The sequence below is a fragment of the Pseudomonas donghuensis genome (genome assembly GCF_000696345.2).
GTDB classification, from domain to species: Bacteria; Pseudomonadota; Gammaproteobacteria; order Pseudomonadales; family Pseudomonadaceae; genus Aquipseudomonas; species Aquipseudomonas donghuensis.
The window spans coordinates 2693786-2713218 of the sequence record NZ_CP071706.1 but is presented as its reverse complement, the minus strand read 5'-3'; the positions used below and the strand labels follow the sequence as shown (position 1 = coordinate 2713218).

General features: G+C 64.4%; 16 protein-coding genes. 3 read left to right on the top strand and 13 right to left on the bottom strand.

Translation table 11 applies throughout. The features are described 5' to 3' along the window. Positions 1-12: 12 nt before the first annotated feature. The 11 genes from BV82_RS12620 to BV82_RS12570 all read right to left on the bottom strand — a co-directional run bounded on the left by BV82_RS12620 (position 13) and on the right by BV82_RS12570 (position 14518). Positions 13-708 carry an anaerobic ribonucleoside-triphosphate reductase activating protein gene (locus tag BV82_RS12620; protein ID WP_036995870.1) on the bottom strand — a complete coding sequence of 232 codons (696 nt, stop codon included), beginning with the start codon at positions 706-708 and terminating at the stop codon, positions 13-15. Then, on the bottom strand, positions 705-872 hold the full coding sequence (gene nrdD / locus BV82_RS26520) for an anaerobic ribonucleoside-triphosphate reductase (protein WP_010221953.1): 168 nt from the start codon (positions 870-872) through the stop codon (positions 705-707). Before nrdD ends, BV82_RS12620 begins: the two co-directional genes overlap by 4 nt. 31 nt (positions 873-903) lie before the next feature. Beyond that, complete coding sequence (locus BV82_RS12610) at positions 904-2916, bottom strand: ribonucleoside triphosphate reductase (RefSeq protein WP_010221952.1); 2013 nt, start codon at positions 2914-2916, stop codon at positions 904-906. Positions 2917-3088: 172 nt separating this feature from the next. Then, a complete protein-coding gene (moaA, locus tag BV82_RS12605) occupies positions 3089-4081 on the bottom strand; it encodes a GTP 3',8-cyclase MoaA (protein ID WP_036995871.1) in 993 nt (330 codons plus the stop codon). A gap of 10 nt (positions 4082-4091) precedes the next feature. Beyond that, entirely contained in the window at positions 4092-5009 is a 918-nt protein-coding gene (locus BV82_RS12600) for a peptidylprolyl isomerase (protein WP_036995873.1), read from the bottom strand. A 10-nt stretch (positions 5010-5019) separates the two neighbouring features. Next, positions 5020-5700, bottom strand: coding sequence for a respiratory nitrate reductase subunit gamma (gene narI / locus BV82_RS12595; protein WP_036995875.1), 681 nt, complete (start codon positions 5698-5700; stop codon positions 5020-5022). Beyond that, positions 5693-6448, bottom strand: coding sequence for a nitrate reductase molybdenum cofactor assembly chaperone (narJ, locus tag BV82_RS12590; RefSeq protein WP_010221947.1), 756 nt, complete (start codon positions 6446-6448; stop codon positions 5693-5695). The genes narI and narJ overlap by 8 nt, the downstream gene beginning before the upstream one ends. 2 nt (positions 6449-6450) lie before the next feature. Further along, positions 6451-7989, bottom strand: a complete 1539-nt coding sequence (gene narH, locus BV82_RS12585; protein WP_010221946.1) for a nitrate reductase subunit beta — start codon at positions 7987-7989, stop codon at positions 6451-6453. 11 nt (positions 7990-8000) lie between these two features. Then, complete coding sequence (locus tag BV82_RS12580; RefSeq protein ID WP_010221945.1) at positions 8001-11768, bottom strand: nitrate reductase subunit alpha; 3768 nt, start codon at positions 11766-11768, stop codon at positions 8001-8003. A 70-nt stretch (positions 11769-11838) separates the two neighbouring features. Then, positions 11839-13236 (bottom strand): NarK family nitrate/nitrite MFS transporter, encoded by a 1398-nt coding sequence (locus tag BV82_RS12575; protein WP_036995877.1) that lies wholly within the window; start codon positions 13234-13236, stop codon positions 11839-11841. Then, a complete protein-coding gene (locus tag BV82_RS12570; RefSeq protein WP_010221942.1) occupies positions 13223-14518 on the bottom strand; it encodes an MFS transporter in 1296 nt (431 codons plus the stop codon). Before BV82_RS12570 ends, BV82_RS12575 begins: the two co-directional genes overlap by 14 nt. 316 nt (positions 14519-14834) lie before the next feature. On the opposite strand from BV82_RS12570, the gene BV82_RS12565 reads away from it, so the two are divergent. The 3 genes from BV82_RS12565 (at position 14835) to BV82_RS12555 (ending at position 18053) form a co-directional block, all read left to right on the top strand. Further along, entirely contained in the window at positions 14835-16637 is a 1803-nt protein-coding gene (locus tag BV82_RS12565) for a HAMP domain-containing protein (RefSeq protein ID WP_010221940.1), read from the top strand. After that, on the top strand, positions 16634-17281 hold the full coding sequence (gene narL, locus BV82_RS12560) for a two-component system response regulator NarL (protein ID WP_010221939.1): 648 nt from the start codon (positions 16634-16636) through the stop codon (positions 17279-17281). The genes BV82_RS12565 and narL overlap by 4 nt, the downstream gene beginning before the upstream one ends. A gap of 94 nt (positions 17282-17375) precedes the next feature. Further along, complete coding sequence (locus tag BV82_RS12555; protein ID WP_010221938.1) at positions 17376-18053, top strand: Crp/Fnr family transcriptional regulator; 678 nt, start codon at positions 17376-17378, stop codon at positions 18051-18053. 21 nt (positions 18054-18074) lie between these two features. Here BV82_RS12555 and ubiT read toward each other — a convergent pair whose 3' ends face one another. Both ubiT and BV82_RS12545 read right to left on the bottom strand, forming a co-directional pair. Continuing rightward, complete coding sequence (gene ubiT / locus BV82_RS12550) at positions 18075-18545, bottom strand: ubiquinone anaerobic biosynthesis accessory factor UbiT (protein ID WP_010221937.1); 471 nt, start codon at positions 18543-18545, stop codon at positions 18075-18077. Next, a complete protein-coding gene (locus BV82_RS12545) occupies positions 18539-19429 on the bottom strand; it encodes a U32 family peptidase (RefSeq protein WP_010221936.1) in 891 nt (296 codons plus the stop codon). The genes ubiT and BV82_RS12545 overlap by 7 nt, the downstream gene beginning before the upstream one ends. Positions 19430-19433: the final 4 nt, after the last annotated feature.

Sequence of the window (19433 nt, the reverse complement as noted above, 5' to 3'; positions counted from 1 at the left end):
TTCAAAGCCTTACTAGTCGCGTACTTCGAACGCGGGAAACAGCGCGTGGAGGGTGCCCCACAGCTCAGGCAGCAAGCTTTGTGCCGAAGCACTGGGCAATTGCGCATCGAGCATGCGTGCCGTGCGCACCAACTGCACGACGAAGCGTTTGACCCCGAGCGCGTTCAAGCGCCGGGCCAGGGTGATGAGTCGGGGGGGATCGATCAGGTGCCAGTGCACCGTGGTGCGGCATTCGTAGTCGACGCCGCTGGCCAGCAGGTAGTCGAGGCTGCGCCAGTTGGCCTGGCCACTGCCGCGCACGCCGGTGACCGTCTGGCCGTCCTCGGCCAGCGCCTTGACGTCAAAGCCCACCCAGTCGGCGCCGGGCAGCACCCGGGCAAAGGCCTCGGGCTTGATCCCGGCACTGTGCAGGCCGATGGCAAAACCCATGGCCCGCACTTGGGCCATGGCCTCGGCCAGGCTGTCTTGCAGGGTCGGTTCGCCGCCGCTGAACACCACGGCGTCGAGCAGGCCCTGACGCCGCTGCAAAAATGTCAGCACCTGCGCCCAGGGCAGTTCATCGCTGCCCCGGGGCGGGATCAGTTGCGGGTTGTGGCAGTAACGACAGCGCCAGGCGCAGCCCTGGCAGAACAGCACACAGGCCAGCCTGCCGGGGTAATCGAGGGTGGTCAGGGGCACCATGCCCCCGACCCGTAGCGCTCGATTCATGGATGCCCGGCCGTTGCCGCACCCTCATTGAAGTGCAGCCGCTCGTGGTGCTCGGACTGTTTGCCGGGGTTGAACGCCGACACCGGGCGGTGATAGCCCATGACCCGGGTCCAGACTTCGCACCGTTGGCGTTGCGCCACGGCCGGGGTTTGCTGTGCAGTCATGATGAAGCTCCTAGCGGTTGAGGGTAAGGGGTCAGTGCACGCTGCCCTGCTGCTGGGCCAGCAGCAGCGCTTCGTCGCACTTGGGGCAGAACTCGTGTTCGCCATCCAGGTAGCCGTGTACCGGGCAAATCGAGAAGGTCGGGGTGATCGTCAGGTACGGCAGGCGAAAACGCTCCAGGGCCCTGCGCACCAGTTGCTTGCAGGCCTGGGCCGAGGAGATCCGCTCGGCCATGTACAGGTGCAGGACGGTGCCGCCGGTGTATTTGCATTGCAGCTCGTCCTGCAGTTCCAGGGCCTCGAACGGGTCGTCGGTGTAGCCCACCGGCAGCTGCGAGGAGTTGGTGTAGTACGGCGCCTGGCTGCAGCCGGCCTGGAGGATGTCGGGGAAGCGCTTGAGGTCTTCCTTGGCAAAGCGGTAGGTGGTGCCCTCGGCCGGGGTGGCCTCAAGGTTGTACAGGTGGCCGGTTTCTTCCTGGAAACGCACCAGGGTGGCGCGCACGTGGTCCAGCAGGTTCAGGGCGAAGCGCCGGCCCTGGGCGGTGTGCAGGCCCATCTGGTCATCGCTGAAGTTGCGCAGCATCTCGTGCAGGCCGTTGACGCCGATGGTCGAGAAGTGATTGCGCAAGGTGCCCAGATAACGCTTGGTGTACGGATAGAGCCCGGCATCCATATGGTGCTGGATGACCTTGCGCTTGACCTCAAGGCTCTCCATGGCCAGCTCCATCAGCGCGTCCAGGCGTTGCAGCAGGCCACTGATGTCGCCCTTGTACAGGTAGCCCAGGCGCGCGCAGTTGATCGTCACCACGCCGAGCGAGCCGGTCTGCTCGGCCGAACCGAACAGGCCGCCACCGCGCTTGAGCAACTCGCGCACATCCAGCTGCAGGCGACAACACATCGAGCGCACCTGGTTGGGCTGCATGTCCGAGTTGAGGAAGTTCTGGAAGTACGGCAGGCCATAGCGGGCGGTCATGGCGAACAGGCGCTCGGCGTTGTCGCTGTCCCAGGGGAAGTCATGGGTGATGTTGTAGGTCGGAATCGGAAAGGTGAACACCCGGCCCTTGGCGTCGCCAGCCTGCATCACTTCAATGTAGGCGCGGTTGAGCAGGTCCATTTCGGCCTGCAGCTGGCCATAGGCAAAGGGCATTTCCTCACCGCCGATCACCGGGATCTGCTCGCGCAGGTCCTGCGGGCAGACCCAATCGAAGGTCAGGTTGGTAAAGGGGGTTTGCGTGCCCCAGCGCGACGGCACGTTGAGGTTGTAGATGAACTCCTGGATGGCCTGGCGCACCTCTTCAAAGCTCAATTGATCCTTGCGCACATAGGGCGCGAGGTAGGTGTCGAACGAGCTGAAGGCCTGGGCCCCGGCCCACTCGTTCTGCAGGGTGCCGAGAAAGTTGACCATCTGCCCCAAGGCGCTGCTCAAGTGCTTGGGCGGCCCGGCCTCGACCCGCCCCGGCACGCCATTGAGGCCCTCGTGCAGCAAGCTGCGCAGCGACCAGCCGGCGCAGTAGCCAGCGAGCATGTCGAGGTCGTGGATATGCAGGTCGGCCTCGCGGTGGGCGCGGCCGATGGCTTCGCTGTAGACCTCGTCGAGCCAGTAGTTGGCAGTGACCTTGCCGGAGACATTGAGTACCAGGCCGCCGAGGGAGTAACCCTGGTTGGCGTTGGCCTGCACCCGCCAGTCTTCGCGGTTGAGGTACTCGTTCATCGAGGTGGCCACCTCGACCAGGGTCTTGCGATCGCGGCGCAGGCGCCCGTGCTGTTCGCGGTAGACGATATAGGCGCGTAGCGAAAGGAAATGGCCGGCGTCCATCAATACCCGCTCGACCCGGTCCTGGATCTGTTCGACGTGCAGTTTCGAATAGCCCTCCAGATGGGCAAGCACGGCATCGAGTAAACCGTCCGCCTCGGCTTCGGCGTATTCGCCGGTGGCCTTGCCGGCGGCGATCAACGCCTGGCGGATCTTGTCCGCGTCAAAGGCCACCAGGCTGCCATCGCGCTTGTGCAACCGGTTATGCCCTACCCTGATCAGCGTGCTGTGCATTTGCCCTCCAGACACTACATATAGGTGTTTATTTATTTAGAAACACAATATGCAGTGAAGGCTACGGGTAAAGCGGGTGGAAGAAATTGATCGATATCAAGAATCGCGGGGCAAGCCCGCTCCTACAGGGTGGGAGCGGGCTTGCCCCGCGATGAGGCCCTGACGGCCACCCTCACCCGCCGCTCATGTTCATGAACCGCAAGATCTGCACCTCCCCCTGCGGGTTGAAATCATGGCGCAAGGGTTTGCGCCGCAACGCCTGTTGCAGCGCGCTGACAATCGGCTGGTCATCCAGCGGATAGCGGCGCAACAAGCCGCGTAAATCCAGCGAGTCCTCCTGCCCCAGGCACAGCAACAAGCGCCCTTCCACCGTCATCCGCACCCGGTTGCAGCTGGCGCAGAAGTTGTGGCTGTTGGGCGAGATAAAACCGATGCGGGTCGCCGGGTGCTGCGCCAGACGCACGTAGCGCGCCGGCCCGCCGCTGTGCTCGGCGCTGTCGAGCAGGGCGTGGCGGCTGGCAATCAGCGCCCGCACCTCGTCGCTGGCGCAGAACGACTCGCCGCGCGAACGGCCAACGTCGCCCAAGGGCATCTCCTCGATGAAGGTGATGTCGATGCGCTGGTCGATGGCGTACTGCACCAGGGGCAATACTTCATCGAAGTTGCGCCCTTTCATCACCACGCAGTTGAGCTTGACGCCCTCGAAGCCGGCATCACCCGCCGCCTCGATGCCGCGCAGGACCTGATCGAGATCGCCATTGCGGGTAATCGCCCGGAAGCGTTCGCCGTCCAGGCTGTCGAGGCTGATGTTCATGCGCTTGACCCCGGCGTCTACCAGCGGCCGGGCCAGGCGCTGCAGTTGCGAACCATTGCTGGTCATCACCAGTTCGCGCAGGCCCGGCAAGGCACTCATGTGACGGCACAGCTCGACGATACCGGGGCGAATCAACGGTTCGCCGCCGGTCAGGCGGATCTTGCGCACGCCCTGGCCAACGAACAGCGTGGCCAGGCGCTGCAACTCCTCAAGGGTCAGCACCTGCTGGCGCGGCAGGAAGGTCATGTGCTTGGCCATGCAGTACACACAGCGAAAATCACAGCGATCGGTCACCGACATGCGCAAGTAATCGATCTGCCGCCCGAAGCCGTCCTGCATCACAGTGCTCATCACCGTCCCCTTATTGCACCAGCGGTGAGTCGGCGCCCTGCAAGCGGATGCCGCGAATATCGGCGGCACCGATCAGGGTTTGCAGGTACTGCACCAACGCCTTTTGCCACACGCCCTGCTGCAACTGGGTGCGAATCGCCGTGGCCACTGCCTCGTACGGCAAGGCCTGGCCTTCGATGCGCTGGTCGACACTGACCAGGTGCCAGCCGTAGCGGCTTTCCAGCGGCTTGACGGCCAGCCCCGGCGCCAGGGTGAACAGTTGGCGTTCCAGCTCCGGCACGGTCTGGCCCTTGCTGATCTGTCCCAGCTCACCGCCCTGGGCCTTCGACGGGCAGGCCGAGTACTTCTGCGCAAGCTCGGCGAACTGCTCGGGGAACTGCATCAGGCGCTCATGGAGAATCTCGGCCTGCACCAGCGCCAGGCTGCGCGCCTCGGCATCGTCCGGCGCGCATTCGAGCAGGATGTGCCGCACCGCCAGCAGCGGTGCGCTGTGAAAGCGCCCGCGGTTGCTGTCGTAATAACGCAGGCAGGTGGCCTCGTCACACACCGGCACCTGCACTTCGCGCTCCAGCAACAGGCGCGTGGCGGCTTCCTCTTGGTTCTCGCCGGCGCCAACCTGCACCGACAGCCCCAACTCGGCAATCCGCTGCTGCATCAGCTCGCGGATCACCAGGGCGCGGGCGGCCATGTACATGGCCTCCTCGCGATCGACCGCCGGGTGGTACTGCAGCTCCTGGGCCAAGGCCTCGGGGCCGATGGCGACGCCATTGACGCTGATCACCGGCCACTCCTGCTCGCTGCTGGCGATCAGTTGCGCGGGCACCTCGACCGCCACCGCCTGCTCGCCCGCCTCGGGCACAGGCGGCGTCGACAAAGCGCAGCCACCGCCACCACCATTACCGCCACCACATCCGCATCCGCTAGTCATGGCAACCTCCTCAGGCTTTCTGCCGCACGATTTGATAACGCCGGCCCAGGTACCACACCGGTGCGCTGATGATGTGCACCAGGCGGGTGAACGGGAACAGCACGAACAGGGTCAGGCCCAGCAGCACGTGCAGCTTGTACACCAGGCTTACCGGGGCAATCGCCGCCGCCGCGTCCACCGGCCGCAGCAACACGGTGTTCTGCGCCCAGTCGGCGAGCATGACCATGACCGAACCATCCATATGGCCGGTGGAGGCAACGATGGTCAGCAGGCCGAGCACCAGCTGCGCCAGCAACACCAGCAGGATGAGAATGTCCGAGGTGCTGGAGGTGGCGCGTACCCGCGGCTCAGTCAGCCGCCGGTGCAGCAGCATGATCAGGCCGATCAGGCACAGCAGGCCGAAGAAGCCACCGGAGACCATCGCCAGCAGTTGCTTGTGCTCGGTGCTGATCACATGGTGATAGACCGACGCAGGGGTCAGCAGGCCGACAAAATGCCCCGCCAGCACGAACAGCACGCCGATGTGAAAGAAGTTGCTCGCCACGCGCATGCCGCGCTTGTCGAGCATCTGGCTGGAGCCGGCCTTCCAGCTGTATTGCGAGAGGTCAAAGCGCGCCCAGCTGCCGAGCAAGCAGATGGCCAGCGCCACGTAGGGATAAATCCCGAACAACAACAGGTTCCACTTAGACATTACCCACCTCCCCGACCGGCGCGCCGGCCTGGCCTTGATGCTGAAAATCGACCCAGTGCAGCGGTACCGCGCTCTCTTCGCGCGCCTTGCCCGGGGCACTTGGCATTGAGCTGCAACGCTCCTGCTGTTCGGCCTTGAGAAAGTCCACGGCCTCTTCCTCCCAGATCTTGTCCAGGGCTTCGAGGGAGTCGTCGCGTTGCTCGGCGGCCACCTGCTCGCGCAGGTCGGCCACCGCCTGGTGCGGCTCGGCGCCGGCAATCTGCAGCAGCGCCCGGAAGCAACTGGCGTAGGCGCTCTCGCGCTCCTCCAGGCGTGCGGCAAGCAGCGCCAGCAGGTGCGCGACATCGGCCAGGCCCTCGCGGGCCTCGAGGTCTTCGCGGGTCGAGAGGTATTCCAGGTACAGCGGAATGTAGTCCGGCAGCTCCTTGACGCCGATGGCAAAGCCCGCGTCTTCATACTGGGCGAGCATGTCGACCATGGCCTGGCCGCGGTCGCGGGACTCGCCATGCACATGCTCGAACAGCAACAGCGACAACGAGCGGCCACGACCGAACAGCGCGCCGTAATGTTCCTGGCCATCCATCAGGTCGTTGTTGCAGATCAGCTCCAGCAACTCGAACAGGGCGCCGCGCTGGCGCGGGCTGATTTCCCGCGCCTGGATGATCGCCTGCTCCAGCTCGTCGCGGCCGGCCACCAGGGTTTCGCTCGGGTAATCGAGCAGCAGCGAAATCACTTTAAGGATGCGCATGCTCAGTCCTCCCACAGCTGTACGGTTTTGAGGATGTCGCGGCGGTTGGCCTTCTTCGCCCCGAACATGTTGGTGTCCGAGCTGCCACTGCAGCCGCTGCCGAAACTGAAGCCGCAACCGGAGCGCTCGGCGAAGGCATCGCTCATGGCTTCTTCGCGGTGGGCACTGGGTACCACGTAGCGGTCCTCGTAGTTGGCGATGGCCAGGTAGCGGTACATCTCCTCGACCTGGTTGACGCTCAAGCCGACGTCACTGAGCACCTTGAGGTCCTGCACGCCTTCGACCTGTTCGGCGCGCTTGTAGGCGCGCATGGCCAGCAGGCGCTTGAGGGCGCGTTTCACCGGTTTTTCGTCGCCGGCGGTCAGCAGGTTGGCCAGGTAGCGCAGCGGAATGCGCAGGCTGTCGACATCCGGGATCACCCCGTTCATGCCCACGGTGCCAGCGGCCGCAGCGTTCTGGATCGGCGACAGCGGCGGTACGTACCAGACCATCGGCAAGGTGCGGTATTCCGGGTGCAGCGGCAGCGCCAGCTTCCAGTCGACGGCCATCTTGTACACCGGCGAGCGTTGTGCGGCGTCGATCACCGACTGCGGCACGCCGTCTGCCAGGGCCTGGCGGATCACCGCCGGGTCGTTGGGGTCGAGGAAGATTTCCAGCTGCTTCTCGTACAGGTCGTGCTCGTTGGCGGTGCTGGCCACCTCGCTGATGCGGTCGGCGTCATACAGCAGCACGCCGAGGTAGCGGATACGGCCGACGCAGGTTTCGGCACACACGGTGGGCATGCCCGCTTCGATGCGCGGGTAGCAGAAGATGCATTTTTCCGACTTGCCGCTCTTCCAGTTGAAGTAAATCTTCTTGTACGGGCAGCCGCTGATGCACATGCGCCAGCCGCGGCATTTTTCCTGGTCGATGAGAACGATGCCGTCCTCCTCGCGCTTGTAGATCGCCCCGCTCGGGCAGGACGCCGCGCACGCCGGGTTCAGGCAGTGCTCGCACAGGCGCGGCAGGTACATCATGAAGGTGTTTTCGTACTCCCCGTAGATGTCGGCCTGGATCTGGTCGAAGTTCTTGTCCTTGCGCCGCTTGGCGAACTCGGTGCCGAGGATTTCTTCCCAGTTCGGGCCCCACTCGATCTTCTCCATGCGCTTGCCGGACACCACCGAGCGCGGCCGCGCCGTCGGTTGGTGCTCGCCCAGCGGCGCGGTGTGCAGGTGCTGGTAGTCGAAGTCGAACGGCTCGTAGTAGTCATCCAGGCTCGGCAGGTCGGGGTTGGCGAAGATGTTCGCCAGCACCCGGAACTTGCCGCCGATGCGCGGGTTGATCGAGCCGTTGGCGTTGCGCACCCAGCCGCCCTTCCACTTGTCCTGGTTTTCCCACTCTTTCGGGTAGCCGACCCCGGGCTTGGATTCAACGTTGTTGAACCAGGCGTACTCCATGCCTTCGCGGCTGGTCCAGACGTTCTTGCAGGTGATCGAGCAAGTGTGGCAACCGATGCATTTGTCCAGGTTCAGGACCATGCCAATTTGTGAACGGATCTTCATGACAGCACTCCTCATTCCATCTCGGTCGGCAGCGGACCTGGCAGCTCATCGCCGCGCGAACCGTCGAGCCAGTCGACCTTGGCCATCTTGCGCACCACGACGAATTCGTCGCGGTTGCAGCCGACCGTGCCGTAATAGTTGAAGCCATAGGCCTGTTGGGCATAACCGCCGATCATGTGGGTCGGCTTGAGCACCACGCGGGTGACCGAGTTGTGGTGGCCGCCGCGGGTCTTGGTGGTCTCGGCGCCTGGCACGTTCACGATCCGTTCCTGGGCGTGGTACATCATCACCATGCCTTCCTTGACCCGCTGGCTGACCACCGCCCGCGCGGTCAGCGCGCCGTTGGCGTTGAAGCACTCGATCCAGTCGTTGTCCTCGATGCCGGCCTTCTTCGCGTCGATTTCCGAGAGCCAGACGATCGGCCCGCCGCGGCTGAGGGTGAGCATCAGCAGGTTGTCGCTGTAGGTGCTGTGGATGCCCCACTTCTGGTGCGGGGTGATCCAGTTGAGAACGATCTCGGTCTCGCCGTTGCTGCGCTTGCCTTTCACCCCGGCGATGGTGCGGGTGTTGACCGGTGGCCGGTAGCTCATCAACTGCTCGCCGAACGCCTGCATCCACGGGTGATCCTGGTAGAACTGCTGGCGGCCGGTGATGGTCCGCCACGGGATGTTCTCGTGCACGTTGGTGTAGCCGGCGTTGTAGCTGACATGATCATCCTCGAGCCCCGACCAGGTCGGGCTGGAGATGATCTTGCGCGGCTGCGCCTGGATATCGCGAAAGCGGATCGCTTCGTGGGCCTTGGACAGCGCCAGGTGGCTGTGGTCGATGCCGGTGAATTGCGACAGTGCCGCCCAGGCCTTGACCGCGACATGGCCATTGGTTTCCGGTGCCAGCGAGAGGATCACCTCGGCGGCGTCGATGGCGGTGTCGATCTTCGGCCGGCCCTGGCTGATGCCCGCCTCCACTTCGCGGTAGTTCAGCTCACCGAGGAACTTCACTTCCTCATCGGTGTTCCAGTTGATGCCCTTGCCGCCGTTGCCGAGTTTTTCCAGCAGTGGGCCAAGCGAGGTGAACTGCTTGTAGATGTTCGGGTAATCACGCTCGACCACCTGCAGGTTCGGCGCGTTCTTGCCCGGCTGCGGAGCGACGCCGGCGGTTTTCCAGTCGGTGCCGCCAAACGGCTGGGCCAGTTCGCCGACGCTGTCATGCATCAGCGGTACGGTGACCAGGTCCTGCTCGATGCCCAGGTGCCCTTCGGCCATGGCCGAGAAGGCCTTGGCGATGCCTTTGTAGATCTCCCAGTCCGAACGCGATTCCCAGGCCGGGTCAATCGCTGCCGACAGCGGGTGGATGAAGGGGTGCATGTCCGAGGTGTTCATGTCGTCCTTCTCGTACCAGGTCGCGGTCGGCAGGACGATGTCGGAATACACGCAGGTCGAGGACATGCGGAAATCCAGGGTGGTGACCAGGTCGAGCTTGCCGATGGCGCCCTCGTCGACCCATTCGGCCTCTTGCGGCTTGCAGTCGCCGACCTGGCCGATGTCTTCGTTCATCACCCCGTTGCGGGTGCCCAGCAGGTACTTGAGCATGTACTCGTGGCCCTTGCCCGACGAGCCCAGCAGGTTGGAACGCCAGATGAACATGTTGCGCGGGAAGTTGACCGGGTTGTCGGGCTGTTCGCAGGCAAAGCGCAGGCTGCCTTCGTGCAGGCCCTTGACCACGTAGTCCTTGGGCGCCATACCGGCCGCCGCAGCGTCACGGCAGATGTGCAACGGGTTGGTGTTGAGCTGTGGCGCGCTGGGCAGCCAGCCGGCGCGTTCGGCGCGGATGTTGTAGTCCAGGGCGTGTTCGGGGAACTGGCGCTTGTCGGCCAGTGGCGAGAGCACGTCGTGCATGCTCATCTTCTCGTGGCGCCATTGCGAGCTGTGGGCATAGAAGAAACTGGTGCCGTTCATCTGCCGTGGCGGCCGGCTCCAGTCCAGGCCGAAGGCCAGTGGCAGCCAGCCGCACTGCGGGCGCAGTTTCTCCTGGCCGACGTAGTGGGCCCAACCGCCACCGGTCTGGCCGACGCAACCGCAGAGCATGAGCATGTTGATCAGCCCGCGGTAGTTCATGTCCATGTGGTACCAGTGGTTCATCGCCGCCCCGACGATGATCATCGAGCGGCCACGGGTCTTGTCGGCGTTGTCGGCAAACTCGCGGGCGATCTGGATGGCCTTCTCGCGGCTGACACCGGTGATCTGCTCCTGCCAGGCCGGGGTGCCGGGCACGCTGGCATCGTCATAGTCGCGGGCGACGTTGGCGCCACCCAGGCCACGGTCGATGGCAAGGTTGGCCGCCGACAGGTCGAACACGGTCGCCACCTTGACCTGGCTGCCGTCGGCCAGGGTCAGGCTGCGCACCGGCACGCGGCGGTACTGCACCGCATCGCCGGCGACATGCTGGAAGTGCTCCTGGCTTTCACCGGCGAAATACGGGAAGGCCACTTCCGCGACATCGCCGCCAATCAGGCTCAGGGTCAGGTCGATCTCGCGGCCCTCGCCGCCTTCACGGGCCAGGATGTTCCACTTGCCCTGCTCGCCCCAGCGATAGCCGATCGAGCCCTGGGGCGAGACCAGCTCGCCGCCGGCATCGACGGCGATGGTTTTCCATTCCGGGTTGTTGTCCTGGCCGAGGTTGTCGGCCAGGTCCGAGGCGCGCAGGAAGCGGTCCGGCTGGTAACCGTTGCCCGGTGCGGTACCGAGCATCGGCTTGAGCAGCACCAGCACCGGCAGGTCGGTATAGCGCTTGGCGTACTCGGTGAAGTAGGCGCTTGGCTGGTCCAGGTGAAATTCTTTGAAGATCACATGGTTGAAGGCCTGGGCCAGGGCGGCGTCGGTGCCCTGCTTGGGGTTGAGCCAGAGGTCGGTGAGCTTGGCCACTTCCGAATAGTCGGGGGTGATGGCCACGGTCTTGGTGCCCTTGTAACGCACTTCGGTAAAGAAGTGCGCATCGGGGGTGCGGGTTTGTGGAACGTTCGAGCCCCAGGCGATGATGTAGTTGGAGTTGTACCAGTCGGCCGACTCCGGCACGTCGGTCTGTTCGCCCCAGACCATTGGTGAAGCCGGCGGCAGGTCGCAGTACCAGTCGTAGAAGCTCAGGCAGGTGCCGCCCAGCAGCGACAGGTAACGGGCACCGGCGGCGTAGCTGACCATCGACATCGCCGGGATCGGCGAGAAGCCCACCACCCGGTCGGGGCCGTACTGCTTGATGGTGTAGACGTTGGCGGCGGCGATGATCTCGGTGACTTCATCCCAGCTGGAGCGAATGAAGCCGCCCATGCCGCGCTTGCTCTTGTAGCTGTCAGCCTTGGCCTTGTTCTCGACGATGGACGCCCAGGCCTCGACCGGCGCCATGCTCTGGCGCGCCTCGCGCCACAGCTTGAGCAGCGGCTTGCGGATCTTCGGGTACTTCAGGCGGTTGGCGCTGTAGATGTACCAGCTGTAGCTGGCACCGCGCGGGCAACCGCGTGGCTCGTGGTTGGGCAGATCGTTACGGGTACGCGGGTAGTCGGTCTGCTGGGTTTCCCAGGTGATCAGGCCGTTCTTCACGTAGATTTTCCACGAGCAGGAGCCGGTGCAGTTGACCCCGTGGGTGGAGCGCACGATCTTGTCGTACTGCCAGCGCGAACGGTAGACGTTCTCCCAGTCGCGCGACTCCTTGCGGGTCTCGCCATGCCCCTGGGCAAACTCGCCTTGCTTGCGGTTGAAGAACCGCAGTTGATCCAGTAAATGACTCATGGTGCTTTCCTCTCAGGCTTGCTGCGGGGTTCTGTGCCCCGCCCGTGCAAGATGTGAATTCGGGGTCATGTCAGCAGGGCGTCGCGGCGCCTTTACGCGCGTACCACCACCAGGTCACGACGATGCAGCTCAGGTAGAAGCCGACGAACATGTAGAAGGCCATCTGCGGGCCACCGGTCAGGGCCATGGAAGAGCCAAAGGTCTTGGGAATGAAGAACGCGCCGAAAGCGCCCATGGCCGAGCTGAAGCCGAGCACCGCGGCCGACTCCTTGCCGGCGTCCTTGAGCGCTTGTTCGCGGGCGGCGGCGCCTTTGCCGCTGGCGGCTTTTTCGTGCAGGGTGCGGAAAATCACCGGGATCATGCGAAAGGTCGAACCGTTGCCGATGCCGGTGGTGATGAACAGCAGCATGAACATGCCGAGAAAACCGTAGAAGTTGCCGCTCTCGCCCTGCGCGGGGATGAACGCCAGCACACCGAAGACCATGACGATCATCAGCACGAAGTTCCACAGGGTCACCCGCGCACCACCGAGCTTGTCCGCCAGCCAGCCGCCCAGCGGGCGTACCAGGGCGCCGACCAGCGGGCCTAAGAAGGCAAAGGTCAGGGCGTTGACCTGCGGGAAGGCGGTCTTGATCAGCAGCGGAAAGGCTGCCGAGAAGCCGATGAACGAGCCGAAGGTGGCCAGGTACAACCAGCACATCAGCCAGTTGTGCTTGCGCTTGAAGATCACCGCCTGCTCGCTGAACGAGGCCTTGGCGCTGGACAGGTCGTTCATGCCGAACCAGGCCAGCAAGGTGACCAGGATAATGAACGGCACCCAGATGAAGCCTGCGTTCTGCAGCCACAGTTGGCCACCGTCGGCGAGCGCCTGCGGCTGGCCACCGAACGCACCGAACAGGCCGAAGGTGATCACCAGCGGCACGCAGAACTGCATCACCGAGACGCCGAGATTACCCAGGCCGGCGTTCAGGCCCAGGGCGGTGCCCTGCTGCGACTTGGGGTAGAAGAAGCTGATGTTGGACATGCTCGAGGCGAAGTTGCCGCCGCCAAAGCCGCACAGCAGCGCAATCATCACGAACACGCTGTAGGGCGTGCCCGGGTCCTGCACGGCAAAGCCCATCCACAGCGACGGCGCCAGCAGCGAGGCGGTGCTCAGGGCGGTCCAGCGGCGGCCGCCGAAGATCGGCACCATGAACGAGTAGAACACCCGGAAGGTCGCCCCCGACAGCCCCGGCAAGGCCGCCAGCCAGAACAGCTGGTCGGTGCTGAAGCTGAAGCCGATGGCATTCAGGCGCACGATCACCGTGCTCCACACCATCCACACGGCAAAGGCCAGCAGCAGTGCGGGGATCGAGATCCACAGGTTGCGGGTAGCGGTCTTTTTGCCGCTACGGCCCCAGAACGCGGGATCTTCCGGGCGCCAGTCGTGAATCACCGGGCCTTTGTCAGGCGTGTTAAGAACCGACATGGTCTTCTCCTTGGGCAATGCTGGAAAACGGGGACGCGGTCGCTGGAGGCTGTTTGCCCAGCAGCGGGCGCTTGCGGATTTCGCTGAAGTACATCCAGGTGAGCGACACCCAGACCACGCCGTACATCAACATGAAGCAGGAGGAGCGCACGCCGGTGAGGTCGACCAGCGCGCCGAACAGAATCGGCAGGATGAAGCCGCCCAGGCCGCCGGCCAGGCCGACGATGCCGGACACCGCGCCCATGTTGTGCGGGTAATCGTTGGCGATGTACTTGAACACCGAGGCCTTGCCGAAGGCGAAGGCGATGCCCATGACGAACAGCAGCACGGTGAACAGCGCCGGGTTCAGGCCGATGTGAAAGTCCAACGGGCCGTTGATGGTCTGCACCTGCAGCTGGGTTTGCGGGTACGACAGCAGGAACAGGCAGATCCAGCTGACCCACAGCACCCACCAGGTCACGCTCTGCGCGCCCCAGCGGTCGGACATCCAGCCACCGACGGCGCGCAGCACCCCGCCCGGCAGCGAGAAGCAGGCGGCCAGCAACGCCGCGCTTTGCAGGCTGAAGCCGTATTCCTGGACGTAGTACTTGGTCATCCACAGCGCCAGGGCCACGTAACCGCCGAAGACGATCGAGTAGTACTGGCAGTAGCGCCACACCGCAGGCTCGGCCAGGGCCTTGAGCTGTTCGCCCAGGCTCGCCCCCGAAGCGCTGCGGTGGGCCTTGTTGTCGGCACTGAGAAACCAGAACAGCAAGGCAGTGATGAACAGGATGGCGCTGAACACCTTCGGTACCAGTTGCCAGCTGCCGGCGGCAATCAACGCCGGGGCGAGGAACTTGGTCACCGCCGCCCCGGCGTTGCCGGCGCCGAAGATGCCCATGGCCAGGCCCTGGTTGTCCTGCTCGAACCACTTGGCGACATAAGCGATGCCGACCGAGAACGAGCCACCGGCAAGCCCGACGAACAAGCCCAGGACCAGGAACTGCCAATAGGCGCTGGCGTGGCTGATCAGGTACAGCGGCAGCACGCAGGCCAGCATCAGCAGAAAGAACACACTGCGCCCGCCGAAGCGGTCGGTGAGCATGCCCAGCGGCAAGCGCACCAGCGAGCCGGTCAGCACCGGGGTGGCGGCCAGCAGGCCGAACTGGGTTTCGTTGAGCTGCAGCAGTTCCTTGATCGGCACGCCGAGCACGGCAAACATCATCCAGACCATGAAGCAGACGGTGAAGGCCAGCGTACTCATGCCCAGCACCAGGCCTTGGCGTATTCGCGGTTGAGTCATCTTGGGTCTCCAGTCAGGTAGCCATGGCCGGCAGACTAGAGAGGCAAACCCCGAGAAAACTTGACCCCGATCAAAGAAGCCCTGGCGCCCCTGGGCCTATGCTTGTACTGCCTACCTCCAACGAGGTAGCACCGAAAAACCTCTAAACCCTTTGTTTATCAGGGTGTTGCCAGTTTCCCACCGGGCTTGGCGGTAAAACTGGCGGTTGAAAACTCTTTAGAGGTAGAGCGCCAGGGACAGGCTGCGAAACGATCAGTTGCAACACCCTGGAGTGCTCCATGTACCGTTTTCCCCTCCTCACCCCTGGCCCGCGTCCATGATCGGCTGGCTGCGCAGCTCGTTGCCCGCGCGCGCGGGCCTGGCGGTGATTCTGATCGCCGTGCTGGCCCTGGCCAGTTCGCTCAGTGCCGGCCTGATCGCCTGGTTCAGCCAGGGCGATGCCGCCGCCATCAACACCGCCGGCTCCGTGCGCATGGAGACCTACCACCTGAGCTGGAAGCTGGCCGCCGGCGCCGAGCGCGCCGACCTCGAACGCATTCGCGACAGCCTGCAGCAGCGGCTCAACAGTCAGGCGCTCATAGCCGTGCTCGAAGACGGCAACAACCTCGAGCTGCAGGCCAGCTACCAGCAATTGCAGCAGTACTGGCAGCAGACCCTGCTGCCGGCCTTGCAACGTGGTGACGCCACGGCTTTTCAGGCCAGTACCCTGCCCTTCGTCAACCAGCTCAATCAGTTCGTCAACCTGCTGCAGCGCCAGAGCGAACACAAGCAGGGCTGGCAACAGGTGATCCAGGGCGCGGCGCTGTTCACCACCATGATCGTCCTGCTGTTCGGCCTGTACGAGCTGCAATACAACGTCATCACACCGTTGAAAGAGTTGGTGGACGCCACCCAGCGCTTTCGCCGCGGCGAGTTCCAGGCGCGGGTCAACCACCAGTCCGAGGACGAGCTCGGCGAGCTGGCCACCAGTTTCAACGCCATGGCCGAGACCATCGAACAATCCCACCGCACCCTGGAAACCCAAGTCCGGCAAAAAACCCTCAACCTGCAGCAGGCCAACGCCGCCCTCGAGCTGCTGTACCAAAGCAGCCGCAGCCTGGCCACCCGGCTGGCCAACGCCGAGGGCCTGGATGAGCTGATCCGGCGCTTTCAGCAACGCTTGCCGGGCCTGCGCCTGTCGCTGTGCCTGCAAGGCCAGTTACAGGCCCCGGCCCAACAACTGCTGGCCCTGCATGGCGCCGACAGCCGCAAGATCTGCGCCAGCAGCGATTGCGCCAGCTGCCAACGCCACCAGCGCACCCACCATCACACGTTCAGCATCAGCAACCAGGGCAGTACCCTCGGTGAGCTGAAGGCGCACTTTATCGACGGCCACGAGCCGCAAGCCTGGGAGACCGAGCTGATCCAGGCCCTGGCCAACCTGATCGGCACCTCGCTGTCGCTCAAGCGCCAGCGTGAACAGGACCACCGCCTGGTGCTGCTCGAAGAGCGCGCGATCATCGCCCGCGAACTGCACGATTCCCTGGCCCAGGCGCTGTCGTACATGAAGCTGCAGGTCAGCCGCATGCAGACGTTGATGCGTCGTGGCGAGCCGGTGGCGACCCTGGAGAACGTCACCGCCGAGCTGCGCGAAGGCCTGAACAACGCCTATCGCCAGTTGCGTGAACTGCTCACCACCTTCCGCCTGCAGATTCACGACGCCGGCCTTGTGCAGGAGCTCAAGGACACCGCCGAGGAGTTCTCCCGCCGTGGCGAATTCCAGGTGCACCTGCACGTCGACAGCCTGGCCTTCGAGCTGTCGGCCAGCGAGCAGATCCACATCCTGCAGATCACCCGCGAGGCGCTGTCCAACTGCCTGCGCCATGCCCATGCGCAGAACGCCTGGCTGCAATTGCGCCAGTATGGCGAAACCGTCTGCCTGTCGATCGAGGACGACGGCCGTGGTTTCAGCGGCACCCACGACCTGCGCGAACACCACGGCCTGAACATCATGGACGAGCGGGCCCGCAGCCTGCGCGGCCAGTTGCAGATTGTTGGCCGGGAGCCGCAAGGCACCCGGGTACAGATGGAATTTCGCCCGGAGTTTCTCGGGCACCTGACAGAAGGTAACCCTGCATGACCCCCTCCCCGCGCTACCGAATCCTGCTGGTCGACGACCACCCGATGATGCGCCGCGGCATCCGCCAGATGCTCGAACTGGAAGACGACTTCGAGATCGTCGGCGAAGCCGGCCACGGCGAAGAAGCCCTAGCCCTGATCCCGGCGCTGCAACCGGACCTGGTGCTGCTGGACAACAACATGCCGCAGATGAACGGCATCGAAACCCTGCGCCATCTGCGCAGCCAGGGCTTTGCCGGCAAGGTGCTGCTGTTCACCGTGTCCGATGCCGAGGACGACATTCGCGACGCCCTGCGCCTGGATGCCGACGGTTACCTGCTCAAGGACATGGAACCGGAGCTGTTGATCCAGTATATCCGCGACGCCATGAACGGCGCCCTGGTGATCAGCCCCGGGCTGACCCGGGTGATGGCCCAGGCCCTGCGCTCACCGCCGCGCCAGCCGGAGGTGGAGCTGACCGAGCGCGAGCGCCAGGTGCTCAAGACCATCGCCAGCGGCTACAGCAACAAGGTCATCGGCCACAAGCTGGGCATCACCGAGGGCACGGTCAAGGTCCATGTGAAAAACCTGCTGCACAAGCTCGGCCTGCGTTCGCGGGTAGAGGCGGCGGTGTGGGCCATGGAGCATCTGCGCCAAAGCGCCTGAGCCCCTGTTGCAGATGCCCCTTTGGAGGTAGACCGGCGGAGGCATAGGCCGCCGGCGTCGGGGGTTTTACCATAGGCGCCAGCGGAGGTACGCCATGCTGACCCACCCTTCTACCGTTCTGGTTTTACGTCGTCATCACTTGTTCAGCCAACTGCCGGACAACGTTTTCGAAGCCGTCTGTGGCCTGGCCATGCTCAGGCGCCTGAGCTGCCATGACACGCTCATGCACCAGGGCGACCCGGCCAAGCGCTTCTTCTTGCTGGTCAGTGGCCAGATCAAGCTGTACCGGCTCAGCGCCGAGGGCCAGGAACATCTGGTGGAGATCATCCAGCCGGGCCAGACCTTTGCCGAAGCGCTGCTGTTCAGCCAGGCGCGCAGTTACCCGGTGACGGCCACGGCGCTCAAGGACTGCGTGTTGATCAGCATCGATGGCGCCCATTACCGCAATGCCCTGGAAGACCAGCCACAGGTGTGCCTGGCCATTCTGGCGAGCATGAGCATCCACCTGCACCAGCGCCTCAGGGACATCGACACCCTGACCTCGGCCAGCGCCAGCCGCCGGGTGATCAACTTCTTGCTGCAGGAATGCGACCCCGACAGTGGCCGGGTCGAGTTGCAGGTGTCCAAGCGCCTGGTGGCCTCCAAGCTGGGCATCCAGCCAGAGACCTTTTCGCGCACCCTGCACCGTCTGGTGGAACGCGGCCTGATCGCCATGGAACGGCGCAGCATCCACATCCTCGCCGCCGATGAGCTGGCCGGTTACTCGGGTTAGCCCCAGTAGCCGGCCCTGCCCTCAACTGGCCGCCAGGCCCTTGCCGGCGCGCTCCAGGTTGCGCCACAACCACACCGGCAACACCTCGGGGTCGAGGCTGTCGATCAGGTTCTTCAGGGTCAAACCCAGCTCGGTGTCGCCCTCGATCACCAGGCGGCGGCGGAAGAACAGCGTGTCCGGGTCCTCCTGACGGCTGGCCAGCAAGAGAAACTCGCGCCAGTTGCCGCGAATGGTGACATCGGCCTTGGCCCGCTCGGCGATCTGCAGGCCATCGCGGTTGCGGGTCAGGTACCAGGCCAGGTCCAGGTCGGGAATCCGCAGGCACAACCAGCGCCCGCGCAGCAGGTCGAACTCACCGTCGCGCAGGGGCTCGGCCAGGCAGCGATTAAGCGCCTGCTGCAAAGCAACCCGCTGAATCACGAACGGCACCCGACGGATCAGCGGCAGCACCCGGTCGGCACCTTTCAACAGCCATTGCGTGCGGTTCAGCACAGGCCCACCTCCTCGACCCGCAACATGCCCGCCTGGCCGTGCCAGTAGCCGTTGCAACCTTCGACAAACAACGGCGGCGCCTCGCCCTGGCGCACCCGGGCAAAGGCCTGAACCACCTCGACCATGCCCTGGGCCCGCGGGCTCAGGCGCAACAGGTCGGCGCCGCAGGCCTCAAGCCCCGGGTAGTCGGCCAGCAAGTTGGTGACCTCGGCCGACATGGTCTGGATGCCGTTCAGGGTGAACAGCGCCTGGCCTTCCTGGCTACTCAGGGCCAGGCCGTCGGGGTAGTTGATGCAGCAGAACTGGCAGTCGTCCTTGGGCCGGTTTTCGGCACGGGCGGTAAAACAGCGCGCCGAGTAAGCCAGCGGCAGATGCCCATAGGCAAAGACTTCAACCTCAGGCAACTCACGGTTCAACTCAACGGCCTGGTCGAGCACCGCGCGGATCAGTGTGGCCGAACACTCCACCGGCGGCACCCAGCGGATCATCCCGCAATCGAGCAGCTTGGCCAACGCGTGGCCGTTGTACAGGTTGAGCGCGGGGCCGGCCACGAACGGCAGCTTGCGCTCGGCCAGGTACTGCACCGCACCCATGTCGTTGGCCTCCACCAGCAGCTCGCCGTTGTCGCACAAGCGGCGCAGGCTGGAGAGCTCGGAAGCGGCTTCGATCAGGGTCAGGCTCGACAACACGATCTGCGCCGGGCTGCAGGCCTGCAGCTCGCGGCCCAGACCAAGCCAGTGATCGAGGTTCATGGCCCGGCGTTTCGAGCACACGGTTTCCCCCAGATAAATCACATCCAGGGGCAAGGCCGACATCTCGCTGTAGAAACGCCCCAGTTGTTCCTTGTCCCAGTAATACAGGACGGGTCCCAGGCTGAGCTTCATGTCC

Coding starts and splice junctions, on each gene's coding strand:
- BV82_RS12620 (WP_036995870.1), bottom strand. CDS start 708: ATGAATCGAGCGCTACGGGTCGGGGGCATGGTGCCCCTGACCACCCTC.
- nrdD (WP_010221953.1), bottom strand. CDS start 872: ATGACTGCACAGCAAACCCCGGCCGTGGCGCAACGCCAACGGTGCGAA.
- BV82_RS12610 (WP_010221952.1), bottom strand. CDS start 2,916: ATGCACAGCACGCTGATCAGGGTAGGGCATAACCGGTTGCACAAGCGC.
- moaA (WP_036995871.1), bottom strand. CDS start 4,081: ATGAGCACTGTGATGCAGGACGGCTTCGGGCGGCAGATCGATTACTTG.
- BV82_RS12600 (WP_036995873.1), bottom strand. CDS start 5,009: ATGACTAGCGGATGCGGATGTGGTGGCGGTAATGGTGGTGGCGGTGGC.
- narI (WP_036995875.1), bottom strand. CDS start 5,700: ATGTCTAAGTGGAACCTGTTGTTGTTCGGGATTTATCCCTACGTGGCG.
- narJ (WP_010221947.1), bottom strand. CDS start 6,448: ATGCGCATCCTTAAAGTGATTTCGCTGCTGCTCGATTACCCGAGCGAA.
- narH (WP_010221946.1), bottom strand. CDS start 7,989: ATGAAGATCCGTTCACAAATTGGCATGGTCCTGAACCTGGACAAATGC.
- BV82_RS12580 (WP_010221945.1), bottom strand. CDS start 11,768: ATGAGTCATTTACTGGATCAACTGCGGTTCTTCAACCGCAAGCAAGGC.
- BV82_RS12575 (WP_036995877.1), bottom strand. CDS start 13,236: ATGTCGGTTCTTAACACGCCTGACAAAGGCCCGGTGATTCACGACTGG.
- BV82_RS12570 (WP_010221942.1), bottom strand. CDS start 14,518: ATGACTCAACCGCGAATACGCCAAGGCCTGGTGCTGGGCATGAGTACG.
- BV82_RS12565 (WP_010221940.1), top strand. CDS start 14,835: ATGATCGGCTGGCTGCGCAGCTCGTTGCCCGCGCGCGCGGGCCTGGCG.
- narL (WP_010221939.1), top strand. CDS start 16,634: ATGACCCCCTCCCCGCGCTACCGAATCCTGCTGGTCGACGACCACCCG.
- BV82_RS12555 (WP_010221938.1), top strand. CDS start 17,376: ATGCTGACCCACCCTTCTACCGTTCTGGTTTTACGTCGTCATCACTTG.
- BV82_RS12545 (WP_010221936.1), bottom strand. CDS start 19,429: ATGAAGCTCAGCCTGGGACCCGTCCTGTATTACTGGGACAAGGAACAA.